Here is a 23,642-nt window from a genome sequence, read left to right on the forward strand (position 1 = left end):
TTGCAAAGGTCCCTTTTCGGTATATTGCAGCATAAAATCATACTGCTTAATTTATATTTTTTTATTGATTTATTTTTCAGACACAGTATTAGTACAAAAACAGGGTTTTTTAGATTCCTTTTACATTATATGGGTACGAAATTGACCTGATTTTTATTAAATAATTAATATTTTTTAATATATTGCTATATATAATATCTAATATATTATATCTCAATAATTCTCGCCTTTTTATCAATAGGCAGGAAACGTTTTCACAAGCTTTATATTAATCTGAAAGGAGTGGGGAGTAGTTTTGATTGTGAACCGAAAGTTCGGAATGCTTGTTTTAAGTCTGATCATACTATCCGTATTTGCAGCTGTAAATGCAACTGCTTTATCTGAAGATAATGAGTCGATCGAAGATGTGCCTGACTTGCCGCTGATTCTGCGGGGAGGGATGAATGTAAATGGAGAACCTGTCTCTGCAGGCCGCGAGATCACGGCATATTATGATGGAGAGTTAGTTGCAAAAAGTACCATAGAAGAGAACGGAAAATACACTCTGAATCTGAATCTTAATCCTGAGAACTATACCAGTGTCGAAAATATGGAACTTTATATTAATAACACTAAAGTTAATTTTGAGATCCCTGTTTCTCAGATCGAAGCAGTTCATAGTATGGTTCCTGGATCAATTATTGAAGTCGATATAAACAGTTCTGTTTCCTCTATTGATAGCGGAACAGGCTCAGGCGGCAGCAGCGGTTCAACTGGTGAAGCAAGGGTAGTGAATAAAGGCGTGGGTGAGTCTGAACCCTCTGATAAAACTGGAAGTCATTCAGAAGCAAATCTTGCCGGAAAAGATGAAGATGGTATTACTGAATTAGAAGATCCTGTTTCTCTGGTAGATGACGAGGAAAGCGAAGGTCCAGGAAATGTTGAAGGTGAAGGAGATGCTGAAGACGCTGAGGATGCCGGGGAGGCCGAAAGCGCTGAAGGTGCAGGTTACTCTACAGTTTTCATGGCATTGCTTTTCATTGGAGCGTTTTTAGGTGCATTTATGATCATTAAAAGGTAACTATTTAATCAATGTTAATAAACTGAATCAGTAAAGCCAGATTAATAATCAAAAATCCAGATCAATAGAGTGCTTTTTTCTTTTCTTAAAAATATTTTTAAATATGAATTCATACTCACTGGCTTATTTTTTTGTACAAGAGAAACGTTTTTATTCTGACCTGTCATTTATACTTTTGTGTAAAAATGTTTAGTATTGGATATTTAAAATTTGAATGGGGGTTCTAGCATTAAAGTTCTTGGATTGGTGGGCAGTCCTAATATCGATGGCAATACCGCAAAACTTGTGAATTCAATTCTTGAAGGAGCTAAAGAAAATGGTGCAGAAACCGTAATTTATAATCTTGCTTCTCTTAACATCAAGGGCTGTGACGCATGCCACAAATGCCATGAGCACGGCTGCTGTGTGATAGAGGATGATATGCAGGAAATTTATCAACAAATCGAAGAGGCAGATGCTATCGTACTCGGTTCTCCTGTATACATGTGGCAGATGACAGCCCAGACGAAACTTCTTATTGACCGCATGACAGCTTTCTTAAGACCAAACTTCTCCAGTAGACTTGATAATAAAAAGCTAATTCTGGTTTTTACTCAAGGAATTCCGGATAGGGATGCTTTTAATTATTATTTTGAATACACAGCCGGCCTTCTTTATTACCTGGGTTTTGATGTCCTGGAAACAATTGTTGCAGCAGGTACGGATAATCTTGAGATTGCCTTCAGGCCCAGGCTGCTTGAAAAATCAAGGGATCTCGGAAAACTTATCTCTGCTTCGAACCTTCCGGGCCCGGGGTACAGAAGAGCTGAATCAAGCCTTGCACCTTCAGTCTAAATTTTCCATCTATTTATTATTTATCTTTGGCATGAAAGTCCGTGATGAGAAATCCATCACGTACTCTCTCCTTCCTTTTTTCCCATAATTGCAATAATTCCACTAATTATTGTTATCCGTTCATCAACTGAGAATCTCTCAGTTTCCACAATCTTCCTCTTTTGAATTTCTCCTTTTTCGTATCCTGTTTCATCTTCGTACATCTCATCCTTTGTAATCAGATGCCATATTATCGTTGCAATTTTCCTTGCCAGGGCAATAATCGCCTTTGCATGTCCAATTGATTTCTTTTTTCTGTTGAAAAACTCTTTTAACTTGCTATTTTTCTTTCTTGCTGCTGCCTGAGCAATCTGAGTCAGAATCCACCTTGCTACTTTAGATCCTCTCTTAGTGATTCTTCCGTTGTGGTATTTATCCGCAGATTGATACACATTTGGAACCAGGCCAAGCCATGAAGCAAGTTTATCTCCCGATGGAAAATCGCTAAATTTTTCTATTTCAGCAATCAGAGTTGCCGCACCAAGCTCTCCAATTCCCGGAACTGACATTAAAATTTCCATTTCCCTTTTATGTTTTTGATAAGCATAATTGAAAATTTCCCTTTCCAGAACTTTAATTTCATCATCTAAATGTTTTATAAGGTCCAGACATATCTGAAGTCTGATTGAAGCACTCTGGGATATTTCTCTGTCCAGAATTTCTCTTATCTGAACACTTTTTTTCCTTACATTTGGAGAAAGAGATTCTATAATCAGGTCAACATTTTTTCCTGAAGAGATTCCATCTAGAATTGCTCTACCATTTTTTCCAAAAATATCAGTCAGCACATCACCCATATGTAACATTTCGGAAGAGAGAACAGCATGAGCTTCATTTTTTATATCTGTTCTTTTTCTTACAAGAGTTAAGCGAAGCCTAACGTATGACCTGAATTCTCTATGCTTTTTAGGAAAAACTCTTGATGGTTGAACCATTTTGTTCAATGCAAGTTGTGCAATTACTTCCGAATCTATTTTGTCCGTTTTTTTATGTGTAAATGCCTTCATATCTCGAGCATTCCCAACTATAACAGGCAAATGATCTATCAATGCCTCATAAATCGGAACCCAGAAGTCACTTGTTGATTCACAGGCAACAACATCACATTTTTCTAATGTTACCCAATTTTTAAGGTTTAAAATCCCATCATTATCTCTGGCAAAACGCTGTTGCTGTTTTTCACCTGATCTGCTGAGGATAGTAGCAATAACAAAACGTTTGTGAATGTCTAAACCACAAGATTTGTTTATTTCTCCGTCCAATTTACATTACTCCATCATTTCCATGGACAGTAGGATTGCCTCAAAGGCAATTTGGCATCCGTGATCAAAGTCACATCTGGGCCTTCGATGGCAATTCATTGGTTAGTTTTTTGACGGCTTCGGAGAACCAAAGAGAAAACAACCTGCCTGTCCAAAGGTAATGATGGAGTAAGTAAACAAAAAAGGTAATTGAGAAGGACTTTCATTCTTTGGGCATGTTATTCAAAGAATTTCATGTGCGTTTTTTACATAAATATAGCCAGGTAGCTTCTTTAAAGGGAACATTTTTTACTTCTGCCGTCCCATTTTCTTTATCATTTTTATCTCCTTTTTCGGAGGAATGCACTCAGATGAAAATCTTAGGATTGATCGGGAGCCCAAGGATGGGCGGAAACACTGAAAAGCTCGTGAATGCTATTCTTGACGGCGCTGCCGAAAAAGATGTTGAGGTAAAGGTCTATCATCTTGCGGGAATGGATCTGAAACCATGTAAAGGCTGCATGTCCTGCAGGCTTGAGGGAAAATGTATCATTGAAGATGACATGCAGGAACTCTACGGGGAAATTCTATCCGCGGATGCCATTGTAATAGGCTCTCCTATTTATATGTGGGAAATCACAACTCTGACAAAAACAGTTATTGACCGCCTTATAGCTCTAACCCGCTGGCAGCCCTGTGCAAGGCCAGGGTTCCCGAGCCTCCTGAACGTAAAGACCAGGCTGGTCCTTGCCTACACATACGGAAACCCTGACCCCAATAACTTCAACCAGTATTTCAAGTATATGGAAGGACTTTTCAGCTTCTTAGGCTTTGATGTCCAGAAAAGCATCTGGGTTTCAGGTACAATAGGCCCTGATGATATTCTCCATCAATCTGAGATATTCGAAGACGCAAGAGTTATCGGGAAAAAACTCTACCTTTTGTCAAATTCGGAGCATACTTAACATCTCTAATTATACATTATTGAACTCTTCTTGATACCTGACAACTCCATCTGCACTTGCAAGTGTTCCTTTTTAACTCAAGAACCACGAAAGCCTCAGCCAGCGCTCCGAAAGGATATCTGATTCCTATTTTCTTGCTGGTTCGGATCATGACTTATATTCCTGACTATTATATAAGTCAGGATGTCCAGGTACTATTAAAGAATAATAACACTCTTTCTTGCAGTCCTTGAGACTCAACGATCCTTCTTTCCTTTTCTCTGAATCAAAAATCCATATTCAGCAGAATTTATATGCTTGATATATTCATTTAAAGAAAGTTAAGAAAAAATCAGTTCTGGTTTTTTCTCAATTTTATCCTTTCCCAAAAAACACTCAAAACGGAGTCCTCATTCATGATCCCCCTTTTTAATGCAGGAAAAATAGCTCTTGGAAGCATTACAAGTGCAAAGATGCGTTCAACCCTTACAGTGCTTGGAATCGTTATCGGAGTTGCAGCTGTGATTGCAAATGTATCCCTTGGGGCAAGTTTCAACCAGCATTTTACAAATGAAGTAACCAATATTGGCTCAAATTTTATTTATGTTCAGGGAATGCAGCCAAAACTATTCTATGAAAATCAGCTTAAGATAGTTGAAAATACACCCGGTATCGCGGGAGTCTCCCCTATGAAGTCGCAGACCGCTGAAGTTACTTATATGTCTGAGACCAAAAACATAATGGTAAGCGGGGTTGGGGAGGATTATGATGAAGTCGCAAAAACCCAGCTCAGTGAAGGCACCTTTATTAATGACAATGACGGGTATGTTGCAATTGTAGGGTATGATATTGCAAACGAGAAGTTCGGCAGAAACCTTTCGGTAAGGAACTCGATCGATATAACCTTCAGGGTAGGGGAAGATGAAAAAATCACCAGAACCTTCAAGGTTAAGGGAGTGATCCAGAACCCTGAAAATACAATGGTTCAGGCTTACAATGATAATGAGGCTGTCATCATTCCTATTGCCGTAATGAACGAGATGCTTGGGGAAAAGGACTATGGTGGGGTATTCGCAATGGCTGAAGATCCTGCAACGATTCAGAATACCTCGGATGAAGTAGACAGGCGCCTTGCGCGGAGCTTTGGGATTTCCGAGAGGGATCTTGAGGATAAAGATTCAAGGCCTTATATGACTATTAATCAGGCTGAGATTTTAGAGCAGACTGACATGATGGCAGCAGCTCTCAGTTCTTTCCTTACAGCCGTGGCCCTGATTTCCCTTCTTGTAGGTTCCATAGGGATCATGAATATTATGCTTGTAAGCGTAACCGAAAGGACCAGGGAGATAGGAGTACTCAAATCTCTGGGTTTCACCGGCTTTGATATCCTCTTCCTTTTCATGATCGAGTCGATCCTTCTTGGAGTCTTTGGTGGTATTATCGGAGGTGTCGTTGGAATCGCAGGGGCTTATGCTGTGGAGAGTTTACTTTCCCTTCCCGTAGTGTTCCCGTTAAGCCTGATCGCAGCCGGATTTATTGTTGCGGTTGCTGTCGGTTTTGTCTCTGGAGTCTACCCTGCACGAAAAGCCGCAAAAATGAAACCAGTGGATTCTTTAAGGTACCAGTAAGATCGAATAAATAAACAGGGTATAAATCAGGTAAGAAAAAGGCAGAACACGATAGAATGGAATACGGTAGAATAATACTGGCTTCCTCCGAATTATTGAAAAAATAGATTAAAGACAATCAAGTTCAGTATAAACAACCCAATACCTATCTGGACGAGAATCTTCCCCCTTTCAAAGGGGCTTTTCAGAGCTTTGACTGCTCCGTAACTCAGCTGCCCAAGGCCGATTCCTGCAGGAAATATGAGAGGCCAGGAATAAGCCCAGCTTTCCAGGTTCCCTGTTCCATAATGGTAAAAAAGAAGCAAGCCGAACATATTTAGAGTCCAGCCTAAAGAAGCAATCCATTCTCCAATGCCATTTCCCGCTTCCAGGGAAGTGGCAAAAATAAACATTCCAACGACAATGACATAAAACGGGAGAGTAAACTTTCCGATGTAGATTTGCCTTAAAATTATCAGACCAAATAGTATAGCAAGAAAGAGGAATATAAGAGCAGCTATTATTACGCTGTGGTCTCTCCTTTTGTCCCAGTTTTCCTCCATAACCCCTCAGATAATGAGTCCTTATCTCTGCACTGTTATCTCGATAGTTACATCCTGTTCTTTAATCCTGTCTTTAATTGAATGTTATTCATTCAACTTTATATTAATCTGGCACATATTCTTTAATAGTATGCAATAATTTTCTTAGAGATTAATGCTCTTTTTAAAAGCTCCGAGCATTTCTCTTGCGTACTTAAAGTTAATCTTTCTTATATCATTAGGTTAAATTAAATATATAAAGGGGGTTTGCTACTGGCACAGAACAAAATTGAAAAATCCGAATCAGAGTGGAAAAAAGTACTCACACCTGAACAATATCATGTTTTAAGGCAAAAAGGTACGGAGAGACCGTTCTCCGGCAACCTGTACTATAATAAAGAAAAAGGGGTCTATACCTGCGCTGCCTGCGGGCAGGAACTCTTTTCTTCCGGCACCAAATTTGAGTCCGGAAGTGGCTGGCCAAGCTTCTATGATGTGATTTCCAGTGATAAGGTCCGGCTTCAGGAAGACACAAGTTATTTTATGAACAGGGTTGAAGTACTCTGCTCTCGCTGCGGAAGCCATCTAGGACATGTTTTTGAGGACGGACCTGCGCCGACAGGGAAGCGCTACTGCATTAACTCTGTATCTCTCGGTTTCAAGAAGGAAGAAGAAGCAGGAAAGAAAAATGAGTAAATGGGTAAAATCTGAAGCCATAAAGCATTGGGCCGTTAAAGAGTCGTAATTAAAAGCTTCAGAACAGCTTATTTTTACATCCGGGGAAGGGGGAATTGGTAAATTTGAATCTTACTAAAAAGTATACAGAGATCGGAGGATTTTTAATTTTTCTGGTCCTTTACCTTGCTTTTTTCAATCTATTTTTCAGGTTTGAAGGAGCAGGATATCCTATTTATGCGCCAGGAACTCTTATATTTGCTTTTTTCGGATACTGGCTGGGCGGCTATCTATACGATAAGTATCTGAGATAAGGATGCAGTAACTAAAACTTCAGCGTAAGGAACTTTAATTAGTTCCAGTTTTTTCATAAAATTTATCATAAATCATAGCAATCTATTAAATAGATGTTGAAAGCAATCATTTTCGATGTGGATGGGGTTCTTGTGGACTCCATGCGTTTCCAGGCTGACGCATGGGCAACAGCTTTTCAGGATGCTGGTATTACCATAACAAGGGAAGACATTTACGAGCTCGAAGGTTCAAACGATAAAAGGCTGATTAAATCTATTTTTGAAAAAGCCGGGAAAGAACCTGAGCCTGAGCATTTTGAACAGCTGCCTGAAAAGAAACGCGAGGCTCTGGAATTTGACAGAATAAAACCATTTGAAGGCATTATCGAATGCCTTGATGAATTGAAACAGCACTTCAAGCTTGCTATGGTCTCCGGCTCAAACCGCATAACCATAGGGAAAATAGTGGACAGGTTTTTTTCAGGTTACTTTGATGTCGTTATCAATGGGAGCGATCTGGAACGCGGGAAACCTGACCCTGATCCGTACCTTAAAGCGCTTGAGATGCTTGACCTGACAAGAAACGAATGCATTGTAATTGAAAATGCACCTCTTGGAATTACGGCTGCTAAAAGGGCAGGGCTTTACTGTGTTGCAGTTGCAAGTATGCTGGAACCTGAGAAAGTGCAGCATGCAGACCTCGTGCTCGAAGACCATGATGCTCTGCTTGATTATTTGAGAAGCCTCATACCTGAGAAACAGCAGGCTGAATAAGCTCAGGCCTTTTCATGTAACTCCTCCCCCAATTTCTTTTTCTAACAATTCTCTAATAGCCTCTGGGCCGTTCAGCTCAGCCGCAAGCCGCTGCAGCCTTCCTACTTTGCTTCTGTATTTCTCGTCTTCGAGAACCTCCTTTATGCACTCAAGAATTACCTCAGGTGGGGTGGAGTAACTGAGCATTCTTCCATAGCTTTCTTCTTCAATAACTGCAGCATTATTTTCCTGTTCGCTATGCCCTTCGTCCGGGAAAGAGAGGATAGGAATTCCAGAGCTTAGAGCTTCCATAATAGTACTGTGCCCGCCTGGAGCTATTACAGCATCTGAACTCTTTATATACGGAAAAGTATCTTCTACAAACCTTAGAAGCTGGACGTTTTTCGGGATTTCCCTGAACTTTGTTGGGTCAAGATTAGGTCCTGAAATGAGTGTATAGCTAATCTTTTGATCGAGCGTAGCAGTTGTAAGCACTTTCCTGAAGATCGGCTCTCTGTACCCGAAGCCCCCTATCAAAGAAACAATATGAGGTTTTTGTAGAGGGATCTGGTCGACTTCTTCATATTTTCCTTTTACAAGAGGGCCACTGTAGAATAGTTTTTCCCGGATTTTAGGGGCAAAATCCAGATTTTTCCTGCAAACTGTATATGGCAGCGGATAATCAGGAATAATAATTTTATCGGTTTTTTCGAAAACCTCTTTATAGAACTTTTTTGTCAACTCTCCTATAAGCCTGATAGGGACTCCCCTGTCTTTGAAAAACTCTTCCATATTTGACTGGTTAATAATAAGGTACACCGGGATTTCAAGAACCATAGCAGCAAGAGTCCCCAGGTAATAGCTGTCCGAAACAACCACATCAGGTTTGAAATCTTTTATCAGCTTTAGAACTTTCGGCCCTCCGAGGATCTGAGCGCTTTTAAGAGTTGCTTCTATTGAGCCTGCAAGATCAAGCCCTCCAGCCTTTCCAACCAATTTTATCTCCGAAGGTATTTCCTGTACCCGATAACCTGTCTTTTCAACCAGATCTTTCGAGTAGCTATAAGCTCCGAATTCTATCTCGTGCCCTGCAGAAAGAAGCTCCTTTCCAAGCGCAAGACAGCGGCTGGTGTGTCCGAGCCCTTCACCGCATATAAAAATCATTATTTTCATCCCAACTTCCTCCCATATTCTTTTAAAATAACTTAGATTTGAGATTGTTTACTTAACTAATAAATTTTAGGACTTATGTACTGTTAATTACTTTTAATTTAAGGAATCTTATAACAATAGAATAATATCCATAGGATAAGAGAAATTTATTTCATCTTATCTTCCTGGTTTTTTATTCAGGATAAAGCTTCCCCATAATACCATATGCACCTATAGAGAAAAGGAACTATGATCATATTTTAATTGTACTAAATTCTCCATTGCTAGTGATTTCAAACTTTCAATAAATATCAACTTTTAAGAAAATAATATGTGGAACACTTAGTTTCGTAGAAATCTCAAAAAATTTGACTTTTATGAGACCCCTCAATATAATACTCTCCAAAAGTCTCTATCAAGAATCTCTTCATCATTATTTAATATAATTTTTCAGGGACTCTAAAGCTATTTTATCCACAGGAAAGTAATGGATAAAGAATATGGCTTTGAAAAATTCACGCTTTTATTAGACAAGAAAAAAATCAGGATCAATTATACCTTCAAAAGTAAGAAATAGGAAGAAAAACAAAGAAAATACAGGAAATAGCTATTTTCAAGCTTTGAAAATCAAATACAATAAATGGAATATAGCAGAAATGAAATTTTAAGTTGTTAAACGAAAATTTGGAGAAGCACTCAGGGTAAGAAATTCTGTAATAGATAAAAAATAAAATACTACCATCTCTTGATTTTCTATTTATTCTATTGGCCTATTCTGTATGAATTTTTGCAACAGATTAAATTACGAGCGTAAAAAAGTAATTTAAGCAAGGAGTACAACACTCCATTGCTCTTTTTAATAAGTTACTCTGATAGACTTTGATACTGGTTGGCTGCTACCGGCACTGTTAGATGAGACAAGTTTCACAGTGTATGTACCAGTTCTCTTAAATGTGTGTGTTGTTTTTCCGGTTGTAGTAGTGACAGTAGTTCCGGTGTCAGAGAATGTCCATTTCCAGCTAGTTGGATAATTTGTACTGGAATCAGTAAATGTTACTACCTGTCCACGCCTTACTGTAGTTGGGGAGTAACTGAAAGAAGCAACTGGTATAACAGCACCCACTGAAATTGTTTTATTAAGTGTAGCACTCCCTCCGGCATTACTGGTTGTCAGCTGAACATTTATTGAGCCGCTTTTAGTAAATTTGTGAGTAACTGTTGCACCTGTAGCTGTTCCACCGTCGCCAAACACCCAGGATGATGTAGTTGGATTGTTGCTGCTTGTGTCAGTGAATGTCACCATGGTTGATGTATTTATTCCTGATTCAGGAGAATAAGTGAATGAAGGCACTGGCTTTGGAATAACTGGATTCACAGTTACCGTTCCAGTTGTTGTGTTTGTACCAGCTGTGTTTTGTGCTGTAAGTGTAACTGTGTATGTCACTGCAGTAGTTCCAGTATTATTAAACTGATGTGAAATACTTGCACCTGATCCTGTTGTCCCATCTCCAAAATCCCAGGTGAGAGTGGGAGACGTACCGGTTGAAGTGCTGGTAAATGCCACGGTGAGCGGGGCGGTCCCACTTGATGTGACAGGTGTAAAGCTTGCGACTGGAGCAATTGGTGTTGGTGGATTCACTGGCGTGTTTGAACCGGTAATCACGAATGTATGAGTTCCTGCGGTTGCAAGGTTTGCTGTAACATACGTGCTACCAGTAAAACTATCCTGTTTAACGTTTGCGGCTACGCCATCACATGTTGCAGAAACAACATTACCCAATGTTGTTTTCAAAGTGAAATTCGTAATCGGTTGTGTGTTTGTGACAGTGATGGTTGTTACTGCGCCATCAACCGTTCCAGTAATAGTTGATCCTCTAACGCCGTTTATATAATTTGCAAGTATATTTATATTTGCAAAGTTTGCATTTGCCGCCTGCTGAGTGCTGAGGATAGTTTTTAGTCCATCCGTAAGTCCTGTGGACGTTACACCCCATCCGGTAACAGTACAATTTGTAGCCATTCCCTGATAATGTCCAAGAATTACAAAGTTCATAGGGAAGTTACCGTATTTGAACTGGTTTGAATAGACAGCGTTTGCACTGGCGAATTCTGCTCCTGTTGCATAATCGATATCGATCCCTGCAGGAATTTCATATTCTATCATATTTGTTTTTGCATTATTTACAAGTACCTGTTTCGGTAAAAACAATGTGTTATCAGCTGGATTGCCAGCAAGGTCTCCATCTACACCATTCGATGACTCAATAATAAAGCCGCTGTTTGCTACAGCCTGCATTGAGTTGGCACAATATGTTGTCATCGGGAATCTCCATGACGTAAACCCATAATCCGATGAACCAGCTGCACTATTTACAAGTCCTTTTTCAGCAGTGATATTTGCCACATAAGTAGCCACAGACACATTAGATAAATCCCATACCTTCCAGTGAGGATGAAGTGTGTGAGTGTCACCATACTGAGAATAATAAGTGAGCTTGTCCCCTGTCATGTATGTACTGGGAATTATATAGAACGTATTAATTTCACTTGGTGTAAGGCCCAATGAAGTTTCCGCATTAATCATCGGGTCTATTGTGGTCTGGTCCCATGGGACGCATTCATGGTCATCACTGGTGACTGTGAGCTGTTTGTCGCTGTTTGGATAAGTGACCTCAACACCGCTGGGATTCTGAGCAAATTTCATAATCCAGGCTTTAGTCTGGGTGAAGAGTCTTGATGCGTTCTGTGCATCGAAGTAACTGGCAGTACCCCCTGATATGAACATATTAGGATTAGAATAAATTACACGGGCACCATTAGTCTGATTCTCGAATTTAACCAGCATTGCAGCATTACCATATGACATAAGTACCTGATAATTCAGCCCAGATATTGTTCCGTTAGGAGTACTGAATGTTCTGAATATCGAGGACTGTGAGGTTGTACCTGCTGGTTTGAATGTTGCTGGTAATCCATTGGTAATATCGTCGTCATTAACCACATTTATAGTGGTTGTACTGCTTGTAGTTGCACTTACAACATTTCCAAGCATACCTGTTAACTGGACGCCGCTGTCACCATCTACTGTGAGACACGGGTCGTTTAGGAACCATACACATCCACCACTGTTTATATAAGCCTGAATCTTATTCGCGGCAGCAGTAGACATTTGGGATACTGGGACAATTAAAAGTTCATAATTTCCGACAGTTAGCGTATTAAGACTTGCTGTAGAGTCCCCAATGTAATCCGGATCAAACTCGCTCAACATTGCAGTTGTCATTGGGTCAAACGTTACAGCAACCTGAACAGCCTTATTTTGAGATTCACACCATACCCAGTTTTTCATTGCAGGCATATACACTGCAATTTTCTTAGTGTTATCCATTATAGTTCCAGAAGCAGGAGTAGATGTAAATGTTGCAGCAGTAGAGACAGCCGTATTAGATACAGGAGTACTTGCTGCAGGAGCCTTAACAACACTTGCTGCTTTTATATTCTGTCCAGGAGGTAATTTTTTGTCATGTCGAGTTTCTGGCTTTGGGATCTTATCCTTTGTGATTTTACCCTGTCGAGTTTCTGGCTCTGGGATCTTATGCCCTGAGATTATTGACGATCCGTCTGTAGCATTAGACGAAGATAATCCATCTGTAATATCGGATGATCCGTCTGTAACATTAGATGAAGATAAACCATTTGTAATGTTAGATGATTCATTTGCAACATCAGGTGCAGCACATGCTGATCCGATGATAATTATGGCCATCAGTGTGGCTATTATCGATTTAGATAATATTATCCATACCCCCTCATTATATAGTTAAAGTTGTTTTAATATGGTCGTCAGAGACCAAAATTGTCTAGTATGCTAAGGGTATATAGATATATCGATTCTATTGAGAAAAATTATAATTTAAATGTAAAATTTAATTCCACCGCAAGAACGTAAAAAAGATAGAAGACACCTAAAATTATTGAAGTCAAAGAGAGCAACAAGAGAATTCCTTTTATCCAATTTATGTTGTCATAGTATGCTACAACATCGTTGAAATCTAGAATTCTGTCTCCAATAACATCCTTGTAGAGGCCATTATCGTTCAGATCTGTCGCCTGATTAGTATAATCCTGGGAATGCTGGAGATACTGATATTAATTTTTCTATATCAGTTATTGTAGCTGACTTTGAATCTGTACCGTTTCCATTGATTGCTGTCAGGTTAGCTGTATAGTTTTCTTCTATAAAGCAGGCATATACAGGATTCTACTCTGTTGAGTTATTTCCGTCTCCAAAGTCTCAGTCTATAGAAATTGCATTTTCTGAATTGTCGGTAAACTGTACAGAAAGGAGAGCAAAACCTTCAGTAACATTGGCATTGAATTTGCTACCGGGAATAATGGTGAAGGCATTGGAGCACTTGCACCAGTAATCACAAATGTGTGATCTCCTGCGGCTGCAAAGGTTGCTATAACATACTTGCTACCAGTAAAACCATCCTGTTTAACGCTTGTGGCGACGCATTACAGGTTGCGGAAACAACATTAATCAGTGTTGTTTTCTCAGAGTAAAAAGTAATCTATTGTGTATTCGTGACAGTAATGGTTGTTATTGAGCCCTCAACTGCTCTTGTAATAGTTGACCCTCTAACACCATTTATTTAATTTGCAAGTATATTCGTATTTGTAAGTTTAGATTTGCTGCCTGCTGAATGCTGAGGATAGTATTCAGTCCATCCTTAAGTCCTGTAAACGTTACGAATCAAAATTAGTTAATAAATTGGATTGCGAAGGTCGTTACTGAAAAACAATAAAAGGAGGATATTCTTAAATCCTGACAATCTATGAGAATTGCCCTTCTAACATGATTTGTCAGTAATTAACCTCCACTAAACTTTATTATTGAGTTGTTTATTGTTTTTCCATTTTAAATGTTGTTTCCTCAGGTAACTATGATATATCCAGCCCTGATTTTCGTATTACTCCCAGCCGCGTTAGTTACTTTTAAACTGACGCTATATTTTCCTTTTTTACTGTATACGTGTGAAGGATTTTGATCTAATGAGTAACTTCCATCTCCAAAATTCCAGTACCATGATGTTGGAGTCTCTGTGCTCATGTCAGTAAATGAAACATTCAGTGGCACTGCCCCTAGCTTTGGAGATGCGGAAAAGTCTGCAACTGGACGTGCTTCCACGTTAATATAACTGGATTTCATCGTAGTATTAGTTCCAATACTGTTAGTCACTTTTAAAGTGACGTTATATTTTCCAGCTTTACTGTATATGTGTATAGGATTCTTACTTCTTGAAGTACTTCCATCTCCAAAGTCCCAGTACCATGATGTTGGACTTCCTGCGCTTTTATCAATAAATCTTAGAGCCATTGGCGCTTTTCCTAAGGTTCGATCTGCTGTAAAATCTGCTACAGGAAGCATTCCCACATCGATATATCTGATTTTCTTTGCAGTACTGACTCCTAAATTGTTTCTTACTGTCAGGGTGACAGTATACTTTCCTTCTTTATTGTATACATGTGAAGGATTTTGATCCAATGAGTAACTTCCATCTCCAAAACCCCAGTACCATGACGTTGGAACTCCTGTACTCATATCAGTAAATGAAACATTCAGTGGCACTATTCCCGCAGTAGGAGACCCAGAAAAATTAGCTTTTGGCTTTGCAGTTATTTCTGATGGCTTGACAGTAATAATACCAAGTTTTGAGTTTGTTCCATTTAAGTTTGTAGCAGTTAGATTTACTGTGTATGTTCCTGGCTGCTGATACACATAAACAGGATTCTGCTCTACTGAGTCACTAATTCCATCGTTATTAAAGTCCCAGCTTATTGAGTTTGCATTTTCTGAATTGTCGGTAAAATGTACAGAAAGCGGAGCATATCCTTCAGTGACATTGGTGCTGAAATTTGCTACAGGAAGAACCTGAACTGCAAGAGCTGTTATTGTACCGAGTTTTGAGTTTGTTCCATTTAAGTTTGTAGCAGTCAGATTTACTGTATATGTTCCTGGCTGCTGATACACGTAAACAGGACTTTTATCTGTTGAGTCGCTAACTCCATCATTATTAAAGTCCCAGCTTATTGAAGATGCATTCTCCGATAAATCCTCGAACTGAACAGTTAAAGGAACATATCCTTCAGTAACATTACTGCTGAAATTTGCTACAGGAAGAACCTGAACTGCAAGAACTGTTATTGTACCAAGTTTCGAGTTTGTCCCATTCAGGTTAGTAGCAGTCAGATTCACTGTATATGTTCCTGGTTGCTGATACACATAAACAGGATTCTGCTCTACTGAGTCACTAATTCCATCGTTATTAAAGTCCCAGCTTATTGAGTTTGCATTTTCTGAACTGTCAGTAAACTGTACAGAAAGCGGAGCATATCCTTCAGTGACATTGGTGCTGAAATTTGCTACAGGAAGAACCTGAACTGCAAGAGCTGTTATTGTACCGAGTTTTGAGTTCGTTCCATTTAAGTTTGTAGCAGTCAGATTTACTGTATATGTTCCTGGTTGCTGATACACATAAACAGGACTTTTATCTGTTGAGTCGCTAACTCCATCATTATTAAAGTCCCAGCTTATTGAAGATGCATTCTCCGATAAATCTTCGAATTGAACATTCAGTGGAGCATACCCTTCAGTGACATTGCTGCTGAAGTTCGCTACAGGAAGAACCTGAGTTATCGGAGTTGATGAACTGCTTATCACGAATGTATGAGTTCCTGCGGTTGCAAGGTTTGCTGTAACATACGTGCTACCAGTAAAACTATCCTGTTTAACGTTTGCGGCTACGCCATCACATGTTGCAGAAATAACATTACCCAGTGTTGTTTTCAAAGTGAAATTCGTAATCGGTTGTGTGTTTGTGACAGTGATGGTTGTTACTGCGCCATCAACCGTTCCAGTAATAGTTGATCCTCTAACGCCGTTTATATAATTTGCAAGTATATTTATATTTGCAAAGTTCGGATTTGCCGCCTGCTGAGTGCTGAGGATAGTTTTCAATCCATCTGTAAGTCCTGTAGAATTTACACCCCACCCGGTAACAGTACAATTCGTAGCCATACCCTGATAGTGTCCAAGAATTACAAAGTTCATAGGGAAGTTACCGTATTTGAACTGGTTTGAATATGCATTGTTTGCATCGGCGAATTCCGCTCCTGTTGCATAATCGATATCGATCCCTGCAGGAATTTCGTATTCTATCATATTTGTTTTTGCATTATTTACAAGTACCTGTTTCGGTAAAAACAATGTGTTATCAGCTGGATTACCAGCAAGGGCGCCATCTACACCATTCGATGCCTCAATGATGAAGCCGCTGTTTGCTACAGCCTGCATTGAGTTGGCACAATATGTTGTCATCGGGAATCTCCATGACGTAAACCCATAATCCGATGAACCAGCTGCACTATTTACAAGTCCTTTTTCAGCAGTGATATTTGCCACATAAGTAGCCACAGACACATTAGATAAATCCCATACCTTCCAGTGAGGATGAAGTGTGTGAGTGTCACCATACTGAGAATAATAAGTGAGCTTGTCCCCTGTCATGTATGTACTGGGAATTATATAGAACGTATTAATTTCACTTGGTGTAAGGCCCAATGAAGTTTCCGCATTAATCATCGGGTCTATTGTGGTCTGGTCCCATGGGACGCATTCATGGTCATCACTGGTGACTGTGAGCTGTTTGTCGCTGTTTGGATAAGTGACCTCAACACCGCTGGGATTCTGAGCAAATTTCATAATCCAGGCTTTAGTCTGGGTGAAGAGTCTTGATGCGTTCTGTGCATCGAAGTAACTGGCAGTACCCCCTGATATGAACATATTAGGATTAGAATAAATTACACGGGCACCATTAGTCTGATTCTCGAATTTAACCAGCATTGCAGCATTACCATATGACATAAGTACCTGATAATTCAGCCCAGATATTGTTCCGTTAGGAGTACTGAATGTTCTGAATATCGAGGACTGTGAGGTTGTACCTGCTGGTTTGAATGTTGCTGGTAATCCATTGGTAATATCGTCGTCATTAACCACATTTATAGTGGTTGTACTGCTTGTAGTTGCACTTACAACATTTCCAAGCATACCTGTTAACTGGACGCCGCTGTCACCATCTACTGTGAGGCACGGGTCGTTTAGGAACCATACACATCCACCACTGTTTATATAAGCCTGAATCTTATTCGCGGCAGCAGTAGACATTTGGGATACTGGGACAATTAAAAGTTCATAATTTCCGACAGTTAGCGTATTAAGACTTGCTGTAGAGTCCCCAATGTAATCCGGATCAAACTCGCTCAACATTGCAGTTGTCATTGGGTCAAACGTTACATCAACCTGGACAGCATCATTTAGAGTTTCACACCATACCCAATTTTTCATTGCAGGCATATACACTGCAATTTTCTTAGTGTTATCCATCATAGTTCCGGAAGCAGGAGTAGATGTAAATGTTGCAGCAGTAGAGACAGCCGTATTAGAAGCAGCCGCTTTTGAAACAGCAGCTTTAGATACAGGAGTACTTGCTGCAGGAGCCTTAACAACACTTGCTGCTTTTATATTCTGTCCAGGAGGTAATACTTTACCATATGTAGTTTCTGGCTCTGGGATATTATGTCCTGTGATCTCTGGCGATTCACTTGTAACGTTAGACTCATGCTCTTTGATATCTGATGATCCATCTATAATACTAGGCGCAGCACACGCTGATCCGATGATAATTATAATCATAAGCGTGGCTATTGTTGATCTAAATAATATTTCTATACCCCCCTCATTATATAGTTAATTTTTTTTTAATAAAGTCATTTGCGACTATAAATGCATAACATTCTAAAGGTATATAGATGTACCTGTTCTGGGGTAAAACCTCACAATATAAAAGTAGAAATCTAGTTTCACAGCAAGAACATAAAAGAATAAAATACTCCCAAAACGTCATCCGGAGCTGGTTGTGCTGCAAAAATAATATTTCCGCAGTTTGATGCTATAATTTTTACCTTTGTTTATAATTTTCCTGGTGACGAGATTGATTAACTTCCCTAATTGTGGATGTTTACATTTGTATTGTAACAAAGCTAGATCTTTGCACCGGGACCAATAGATGGGCTTTAGGCTTCTGTTCTCACATCTGTAAGAAAGGCAGGTTTCCAGTCTATCTTTCTTCAGGTAAAATGTTTGTATCTTTCTGCTGCGCCTGTGAAACAATTCTAAACACAGGAAAATAAACTCTAAAAAAGGAAATATTTTAATAGTGGGATGCTCCTTAAAATTCAGTTTGCTAAGGTTCCTGGTATATGGTCCCTGAAAAATCGCTTTCCTGAATACTGATATTAACCGGTATCTGCACCTTTTGAATCGTGTTTTTGATTTCAATTATTCTTTGCATATGCGCGATTAAAGACTTTAATTCCTTCAATCCCTTTCTCTTTTTTTCATTTGAATATATAGTCCTATCCGCAAAGGTTCTCAATAAAAAAGCAAAACTAAAATATTAAGATAAGAATCTGGTGCGCATGCGGCAACTAATATATTCTTTTATCTCGCTTTTATGTGTCTTGTTCCGTGTTTAATATTTAATCCAATACCTGTGATATAGAGCACATAAAAATAGCTAAGCACAAATACTTTTAATATCGGATAAATAATCATATACGGAATTACCATCAACATTAGCATTTTATTGTGCCGTAAAAATATTGAAATCATTGCACTATTCATCAGCATTAGTATTGAGAAACAAACAAGTCCTTTTAGCATAAAATCAAAGATATCTCCATATTGGAGCATGAAGTACGGCATAACCAATATCATTACAAGAGAGCATAGACTCGTAACAAAGCTAAGATAACTATAAATCATCCACGGATTCGTAATAGCCCATTTTTTATGGATACGCCACACTTGAAGGTTACCGTACCACCATCTTGTTCGTTGTTTATACCACTGCTTAATAGTTTCAGGCGCGTTCGTATAAATTTTAGCATTTCGGTCTAGTTTTATCATGAATTTATTTTCACGCGCGCTTGCAGAGAAATCTGCGTCTTCTAAGATTGTATTATTAGTGTATGGTATTTTGTCACATACATGACGCTTTACTGCTGTAATGGGCCCGGGACACACAACTATTTCATCAGTCAAACTTTGGAGGTATCTGACAATTTCCTGTTCAATATGATATTCTATCATTTGGCAATAATTGATGAAGCTGAATTTCTCAGGTTTGTTAATCAACACTTGTCCCGTGACGATGTCTGCATCTGGATATGTGCTAAAGCATCTAACCATTGATGACACGGCATCAATGCACATATTTGAGTCACCATCACTAAATAATATAATGTCTCCTTTTGCAATCTTAATTCCTTCATTGAGTGCACTAGCCTTTCCAACATTCTGTTTTAAATCCAGAAGAGTTATAGGATATTGTGAAGCTATAGCAGCTGTTCTATCCTTTGATCCATCATTTACGACAATGATTTCTTTTGCACCCTTATAATCCTGATTCAACAATGACTCAATACATCTACCAATTGATTTTTGTTCATTATAAGCAGGAACTATGATTGTGAGCAAATCAGGATATTTTATTTCTGCCTTCGATAGTTGCTTATCAGATTCTCTTCTAAATCTACTTGTTATTAGCTTCCATATGACAAAGAACACCAGAGGAAATGTGCCAAAAACCAGGAATAGCAGTAAATACACTTGCATAATTCTATTTACCGGTACTTGAAATAAATGTGGATTGTTATTTCCACCATCATCCAATGCAATTTGCAGTGAATGAGGTAACGCCGGATCTTCTAATATTGTTGCATGTCCATCGGTACGTCCATGGTCGTGCGGAACATTATATTGTGTTATTATAGAGCCAATGCCAAATGTGATAATTATAGCTAATATTAACGATAGTGCTATGTGCAATCTGCCACTTAATTTAGTTTTAATTTTCCCACCCTGACTATATTAACACTAACTTATTTAAAAAGATTAACAGTAGATCTTTTTTTTTCTTGTTCTATTACAAAAACCCGCAATTTAGAAATAAAAACCTGGTTTTACTTTAGATCATATATAAAGATAGAACATTCCTGAGATACTGTCTGGAAGTTGATACTTATTCCAAATAATTTGTTTATAAAATTGGCTCAATCAAGAACATATTGATTTCCAGTAACACATTGATTTAAATCATCAATCTGTCCTTTTTTATCATATGCATAATTCCAATTCCTTTTAAAGTCTGAAGCTGATAAAAAGATTGAAAGCCTAAAATTGGGCGAATATCCTTTTTACATCCATGATTCTATTCACAATACTATTCAATTCTTGATTTACCAAAAGCCTGCATTTTAAGTACTATTTTACCATTTTTCAGTTAATTTATAAAGGGTGGGTAAGCTGCATTTTATCAACGGTTGTTACCTTTAGAATTTGGTTATAACTATAACTAATGCTTTCTCAAAGAAATAATTTGCAGCTTTTCTATCGCTCTTTTCATCGGGATCTAAAATAAACTAAATTTCAAGTTGAACCAGCTGGGCGATAAAAATATTTTTCTTACCTTTTACCTTAATTTATGATTCGCTCTCCGAGAGCTGTTGGTTGGTTTTAAAATCTAAGTATCTTATTTTCAATCTTAGAAAAGTGTTAATGTACCCATTTCATTGAAATGGAGCGATCAGGTTGTATTTCCCTTTCTGCTATCATTTCCTCAAATTTCTATGACCCATTACATTTTTATGTACTTTTTACTTTTATTAAGGTGATTCTCTTTCTTAACTTCTGCATTTAAAGGGGCCAGACAACATACTGCCATTCACTTGATTTTCTATTTATTCTATTGTATATTTCGTATTAACTGTAAAAAAACAGTAGTTTTGAATTCATAATGGATTGAAAGTTATTATTAATGATCCTCATAGTCGATACTTAATAATTTTTAGAATTCATTATTCGTATACAGTTATTTATTGACCATGTATAAGTATAGTGAACTATGGATTACAAACATATGCTAACCAGTCTAATCATATGAATCCATAACTAAAATAAAGCAGATTAAATGTGAGAGGGAGTGGGTTAATTTACGATGAAATCAATAATAACTGGCGGGGCGGGCTTTATTGGCTCTCATTTATGCGATCTTCTGCTTTCAGAAGGGCATGAAGTAGTGTGCGTTGATAATTTAATTACAGGCAGCGTAAAAAACATTGAACATATTAAGTCAGATAATTTTACTTATGTGCAACACGATGTAACTAAACCATTTCACTATGCTGGCGAAGTTGATTATGTTTTTCATCTTGCAAGCCCAGCGACCTTTAAGATGTGCGTCGAAGCTCCAACTGCAATCATGAAAGTTAATTCTGAAGGAACTTTCAATATGTTAGACTTCGCTAAAGAAAAACAAGCACGTTTCCTGCTTGCGTCAACATCGGAAGTTTATGGCGATCCCCTTGTAAATCCTCAATCTGAGGCATATTGGGGGAATGTAAGCTGTACTGGTCCAAGAAGCGTTTACGACGAAGCAAAGAGATTTGCCGAATCCATAACAATGGCATACTACCGTTATTATGGTGTGGATACACGGATTGTCCGTATATTTAACACATATGGACCAAGAATGCAGATAAAGGATAGCAGAGTCATACCAAATTTCGTTAATCAAGCGCTTACAGGTGTTGATATTACAATATATGGTGATGGTTCTTACACTCGTTCCTTTTGCTATGCAACTGATGAGGCAGAAGGGATTTACAGGTTGATGATGTCTGACTGCACAGAACCTGTCAACATTGGAAATGAGCGCGAGATGACTATACTTGAACTTGCTAATATGGTTCTCAAAGTCACAGGGAGTAAGTCAAAGATTATCCATAAGGATTCACTGACAGACGACCCAAAACTTAGACGTCCAGACATTAGCAGAGCTAGAAATGTACTGGGTTGGGAACCTAAAGTTGGCTTAGAAGAAGGGCTCACTAAAACAGTTGAGTATTTTAAAAGTGTAAGGGTTTGAGTAAGTGGGATGGGGGATTAATATGGATAAACTAATTCATAAAATAAATGATAATTCTGCTGTTGTCGGAATTATGGGGTTAGGTTATGTTGGACTACCACTGGCGATGGCTTTTGCTAAAAAGTTTAATGTAATTGGATACGATGTCAGTGAAAATACTGTCACAATGCTCAAAAGTGGCAAATCACATATAAAAGACGTGTCCTCAGATGTGCTTAATACATATCTTGGTTCTTCATTTCATCCTACAGGTAATGCAGACGACTTAAACAAGTGTGATTTCTTCATAATCTGTGTGCCGACACCACTTAATGGAGATCATGAGCCTGATTTGAGATACGTTGAAAGCGCAACAATAACAATTTCCAAGATTCTCAGGAAGGATCAGTTCGTTGTTCTTGAAAGCACAACTTATCCAGGTACTACAGAAGAAGTGCTTGTGCCTATTTTAGAAGAGAGCGGGCTTAAAGCTGGTGTACATTTTGGCGTCGCACATTCACCAGAAAGAATCGACCCTGGCAATAATTACAAAGTAGAAGATATCCCTAAAGTCGTTGGTGGTATAAATCACGAATGCACCGAGATTGCAGCAATGATGTATGGTGCCGTGCTCAAGCATATAGTGCCAGTTACTAATGCAAGAACTGCCGAAGCGGTCAAAATTTTAGAGAATACTTTCAGGTGTGTGAACATTGCACTCATAAATGAGATGTCTTTAGTTTTTGACATGATGGATATTAATACATGGGAAATTGTTCAAGCTGCTGCAACTAAACCATATGGGTTTATGTCATTCTATCCAGGCCCTGGCATTGGGGGGCATTGTATTCCACTTGACCCATACTATCTGTCATATCAGGCAAAAAGACTTGGCTTCATGCCTCGCTTTATTGAAGCAGCGGGTGAAATAAATCACTATATGAAGATATACACGATAAACGCTGCCAGAGAAGCATTGCGTAACGTTGGTAAACAGCTACGTAATTCTAATATTGCTGTGTTTGGCCTGGCATACAAGAAAAACATAAATGATGCAAGAGAATCACCTGCATCGTATGTTATTGAATCGCTTAAAAACCTTGGTGCAAATGTAACAGTCTATGACCCATATGTCAGTGCATTTAACACCCATTTTGGGACTCTGTTCAGTCAGAGCAGTATCGAAGAAACATTAAAAGGCGCTGACTGTGCTATCTTCCTTGTCGACCACGATGAATTCCGAAAGATAGACCAAAAAACCGTGGTCGCGCTAATGAAGTATCCCATCATTATTGATTGTAAGAATATATTCGATAAACACGATGGTATAACATGTTACGGAATAGGTAAGGGGAGAGTTAAATCACCAATGGAGCATCTCATTATCGTTGATGAGTCTATCCCAAAACCTATTCCCATTCAGGCATCCATAAGAGTTCCATAATCATTTCTCGATTTGGTATCCTGATCG

Annotated in this window: 15 protein-coding genes; 9 read left to right on the forward strand and 6 right to left on the reverse strand. The window is 38.6% G+C overall.

The window, feature by feature from the left end; translation table 11 throughout:
• Window positions 1–301: 301 nt before the first annotated feature.
• The gene (locus RSJ42_RS17720; protein ID WP_410510417.1) at window positions 302–1,060 is read left to right on the forward strand and encodes a hypothetical protein; all 759 of its coding nucleotides are present in this window, start codon (window positions 302–304) and stop codon (window positions 1,058–1,060) included.
• 246 nt (window positions 1,061–1,306) lie between these two features.
• On the forward strand, window positions 1,307–1,894 hold the full coding sequence (locus RSJ42_RS17725) for a flavodoxin family protein (RefSeq protein WP_410510418.1): 588 nt from the start codon (window positions 1,307–1,309) through the stop codon (window positions 1,892–1,894).
• Window positions 1,895–1,950: 56 nt separating this feature from the next.
• Here RSJ42_RS17725 and RSJ42_RS17730 read toward each other — a convergent pair whose 3' ends face one another.
• Window positions 1,951–3,195, reverse strand: a complete 1,245-nt coding sequence (locus RSJ42_RS17730; RefSeq protein ID WP_410507168.1) for an IS110 family transposase — start codon at window positions 3,193–3,195, stop codon at window positions 1,951–1,953.
• Between the two features lie 350 nt (window positions 3,196–3,545).
• On the opposite strand from RSJ42_RS17730, the gene RSJ42_RS17735 reads away from it, so the two are divergent.
• Window positions 3,546–4,139, forward strand: coding sequence for a flavodoxin family protein (locus tag RSJ42_RS17735; protein ID WP_410508546.1), 594 nt, complete (start codon window positions 3,546–3,548; stop codon window positions 4,137–4,139).
• 395 nt (window positions 4,140–4,534) lie between these two features.
• Window positions 4,535–5,746, forward strand: coding sequence for an ABC transporter permease (locus RSJ42_RS17740; RefSeq protein WP_410508547.1), 1,212 nt, complete (start codon window positions 4,535–4,537; stop codon window positions 5,744–5,746).
• 92 nt (window positions 5,747–5,838) lie between these two features.
• On the opposite strand, the gene RSJ42_RS17745 is transcribed toward RSJ42_RS17740, so the two are convergent.
• Window positions 5,839–6,288 (reverse strand): hypothetical protein, encoded by a 450-nt coding sequence (locus tag RSJ42_RS17745; RefSeq protein ID WP_410508548.1) that lies wholly within the window; start codon window positions 6,286–6,288, stop codon window positions 5,839–5,841.
• 252 nt (window positions 6,289–6,540) lie between these two features.
• Here RSJ42_RS17745 and msrB point away from each other — a divergent pair, with 252 nt between their 5' ends.
• The 3 genes from msrB to RSJ42_RS17760 all read left to right on the forward strand — a co-directional run bounded on the left by msrB (window position 6,541) and on the right by RSJ42_RS17760 (window position 8,009).
• Window positions 6,541–6,963: a peptide-methionine (R)-S-oxide reductase MsrB gene (gene msrB, locus RSJ42_RS17750; protein WP_410510419.1), complete on the forward strand. Its 423-nt coding sequence runs from the start codon at window positions 6,541–6,543 to the stop codon at window positions 6,961–6,963.
• A 104-nt stretch (window positions 6,964–7,067) separates the two neighbouring features.
• Window positions 7,068–7,256 (forward strand): hypothetical protein, encoded by a 189-nt coding sequence (locus RSJ42_RS17755; RefSeq protein ID WP_410508549.1) that lies wholly within the window; start codon window positions 7,068–7,070, stop codon window positions 7,254–7,256.
• Between the two features lie 93 nt (window positions 7,257–7,349).
• Window positions 7,350–8,009: an HAD family hydrolase gene (locus RSJ42_RS17760; RefSeq protein WP_410508550.1), complete on the forward strand. Its 660-nt coding sequence runs from the start codon at window positions 7,350–7,352 to the stop codon at window positions 8,007–8,009.
• 12 nt (window positions 8,010–8,021) lie between these two features.
• On the opposite strand, the gene RSJ42_RS17765 is transcribed toward RSJ42_RS17760, so the two are convergent.
• The 4 genes from RSJ42_RS17765 to RSJ42_RS17780 all read right to left on the reverse strand — a co-directional run bounded on the left by RSJ42_RS17765 (window position 8,022) and on the right by RSJ42_RS17780 (window position 20,094).
• Entirely contained in the window at window positions 8,022–9,161 is a 1,140-nt protein-coding gene (locus RSJ42_RS17765) for a UDP-N-acetylglucosamine--N-acetylmuramyl-(pentapeptide) pyrophosphoryl-undecaprenol N-acetylglucosamine transferase (RefSeq protein ID WP_410508551.1), read from the reverse strand.
• Between the two features lie 835 nt (window positions 9,162–9,996).
• Window positions 9,997–12,906, reverse strand: coding sequence for a PKD domain-containing protein (locus RSJ42_RS17770; RefSeq protein WP_410508552.1), 2,910 nt, complete (start codon window positions 12,904–12,906; stop codon window positions 9,997–9,999).
• Window positions 12,907–14,076: 1,170 nt separating this feature from the next.
• A complete protein-coding gene (locus RSJ42_RS17775; RefSeq protein WP_410508553.1) occupies window positions 14,077–17,898 on the reverse strand; it encodes a PKD domain-containing protein in 3,822 nt (1,273 codons plus the stop codon).
• Window positions 17,899–18,705: 807 nt separating this feature from the next.
• Window positions 18,706–20,094 carry a glycosyltransferase gene (locus tag RSJ42_RS17780; RefSeq protein ID WP_410508554.1) on the reverse strand — a complete coding sequence of 463 codons (1,389 nt, stop codon included), beginning with the start codon at window positions 20,092–20,094 and terminating at the stop codon, window positions 18,706–18,708.
• A 1,168-nt stretch (window positions 20,095–21,262) separates the two neighbouring features.
• Between RSJ42_RS17780 and RSJ42_RS17785 the strand changes: the two genes are divergently transcribed.
• Together RSJ42_RS17785 and RSJ42_RS17790 are read left to right on the forward strand one after the other, a co-directional pair.
• A complete protein-coding gene (locus tag RSJ42_RS17785) occupies window positions 21,263–22,192 on the forward strand; it encodes a UDP-glucuronic acid decarboxylase family protein (protein WP_410508555.1) in 930 nt (309 codons plus the stop codon).
• Window positions 22,193–22,214: 22 nt separating this feature from the next.
• Entirely contained in the window at window positions 22,215–23,615 is a 1,401-nt protein-coding gene (locus RSJ42_RS17790; protein ID WP_410508556.1) for a nucleotide sugar dehydrogenase, read from the forward strand.
• The last annotated feature ends 27 nt before the right edge of the window (window positions 23,616–23,642 follow it).

The organism is Methanosarcina hadiensis, assembly GCF_046529725.1.
Taxonomy (GTDB): Archaea; Halobacteriota; Methanosarcinia; order Methanosarcinales; family Methanosarcinaceae; genus Methanosarcina; species Methanosarcina hadiensis.

Coding starts and splice junctions, on each gene's coding strand:
- RSJ42_RS17735 (WP_410508546.1), top strand. CDS start 3,546: ATGAAAATCTTAGGATTGATCGGGAGCCCAAGGATGGGCGGAAACACT.
- RSJ42_RS17740 (WP_410508547.1), top strand. CDS start 4,535: ATGATCCCCCTTTTTAATGCAGGAAAAATAGCTCTTGGAAGCATTACA.
- RSJ42_RS17745 (WP_410508548.1), bottom strand. CDS start 6,288: ATGGAGGAAAACTGGGACAAAAGGAGAGACCACAGCGTAATAATAGCT.
- RSJ42_RS17760 (WP_410508550.1), top strand. CDS start 7,350: ATGTTGAAAGCAATCATTTTCGATGTGGATGGGGTTCTTGTGGACTCC.
- RSJ42_RS17765 (WP_410508551.1), bottom strand. CDS start 9,161: ATGAAAATAATGATTTTTATATGCGGTGAAGGGCTCGGACACACCAGC.
- RSJ42_RS17770 (WP_410508552.1), bottom strand. CDS start 12,906: ATGGCCATAATTATCATCGGATCAGCATGTGCTGCACCTGATGTTGCA.
- RSJ42_RS17775 (WP_410508553.1), bottom strand. CDS start 17,898: ATGATTATAATTATCATCGGATCAGCGTGTGCTGCGCCTAGTATTATA.
- RSJ42_RS17785 (WP_410508555.1), top strand. CDS start 21,263: ATGAAATCAATAATAACTGGCGGGGCGGGCTTTATTGGCTCTCATTTA.
- RSJ42_RS17790 (WP_410508556.1), top strand. CDS start 22,215: ATGGATAAACTAATTCATAAAATAAATGATAATTCTGCTGTTGTCGGA.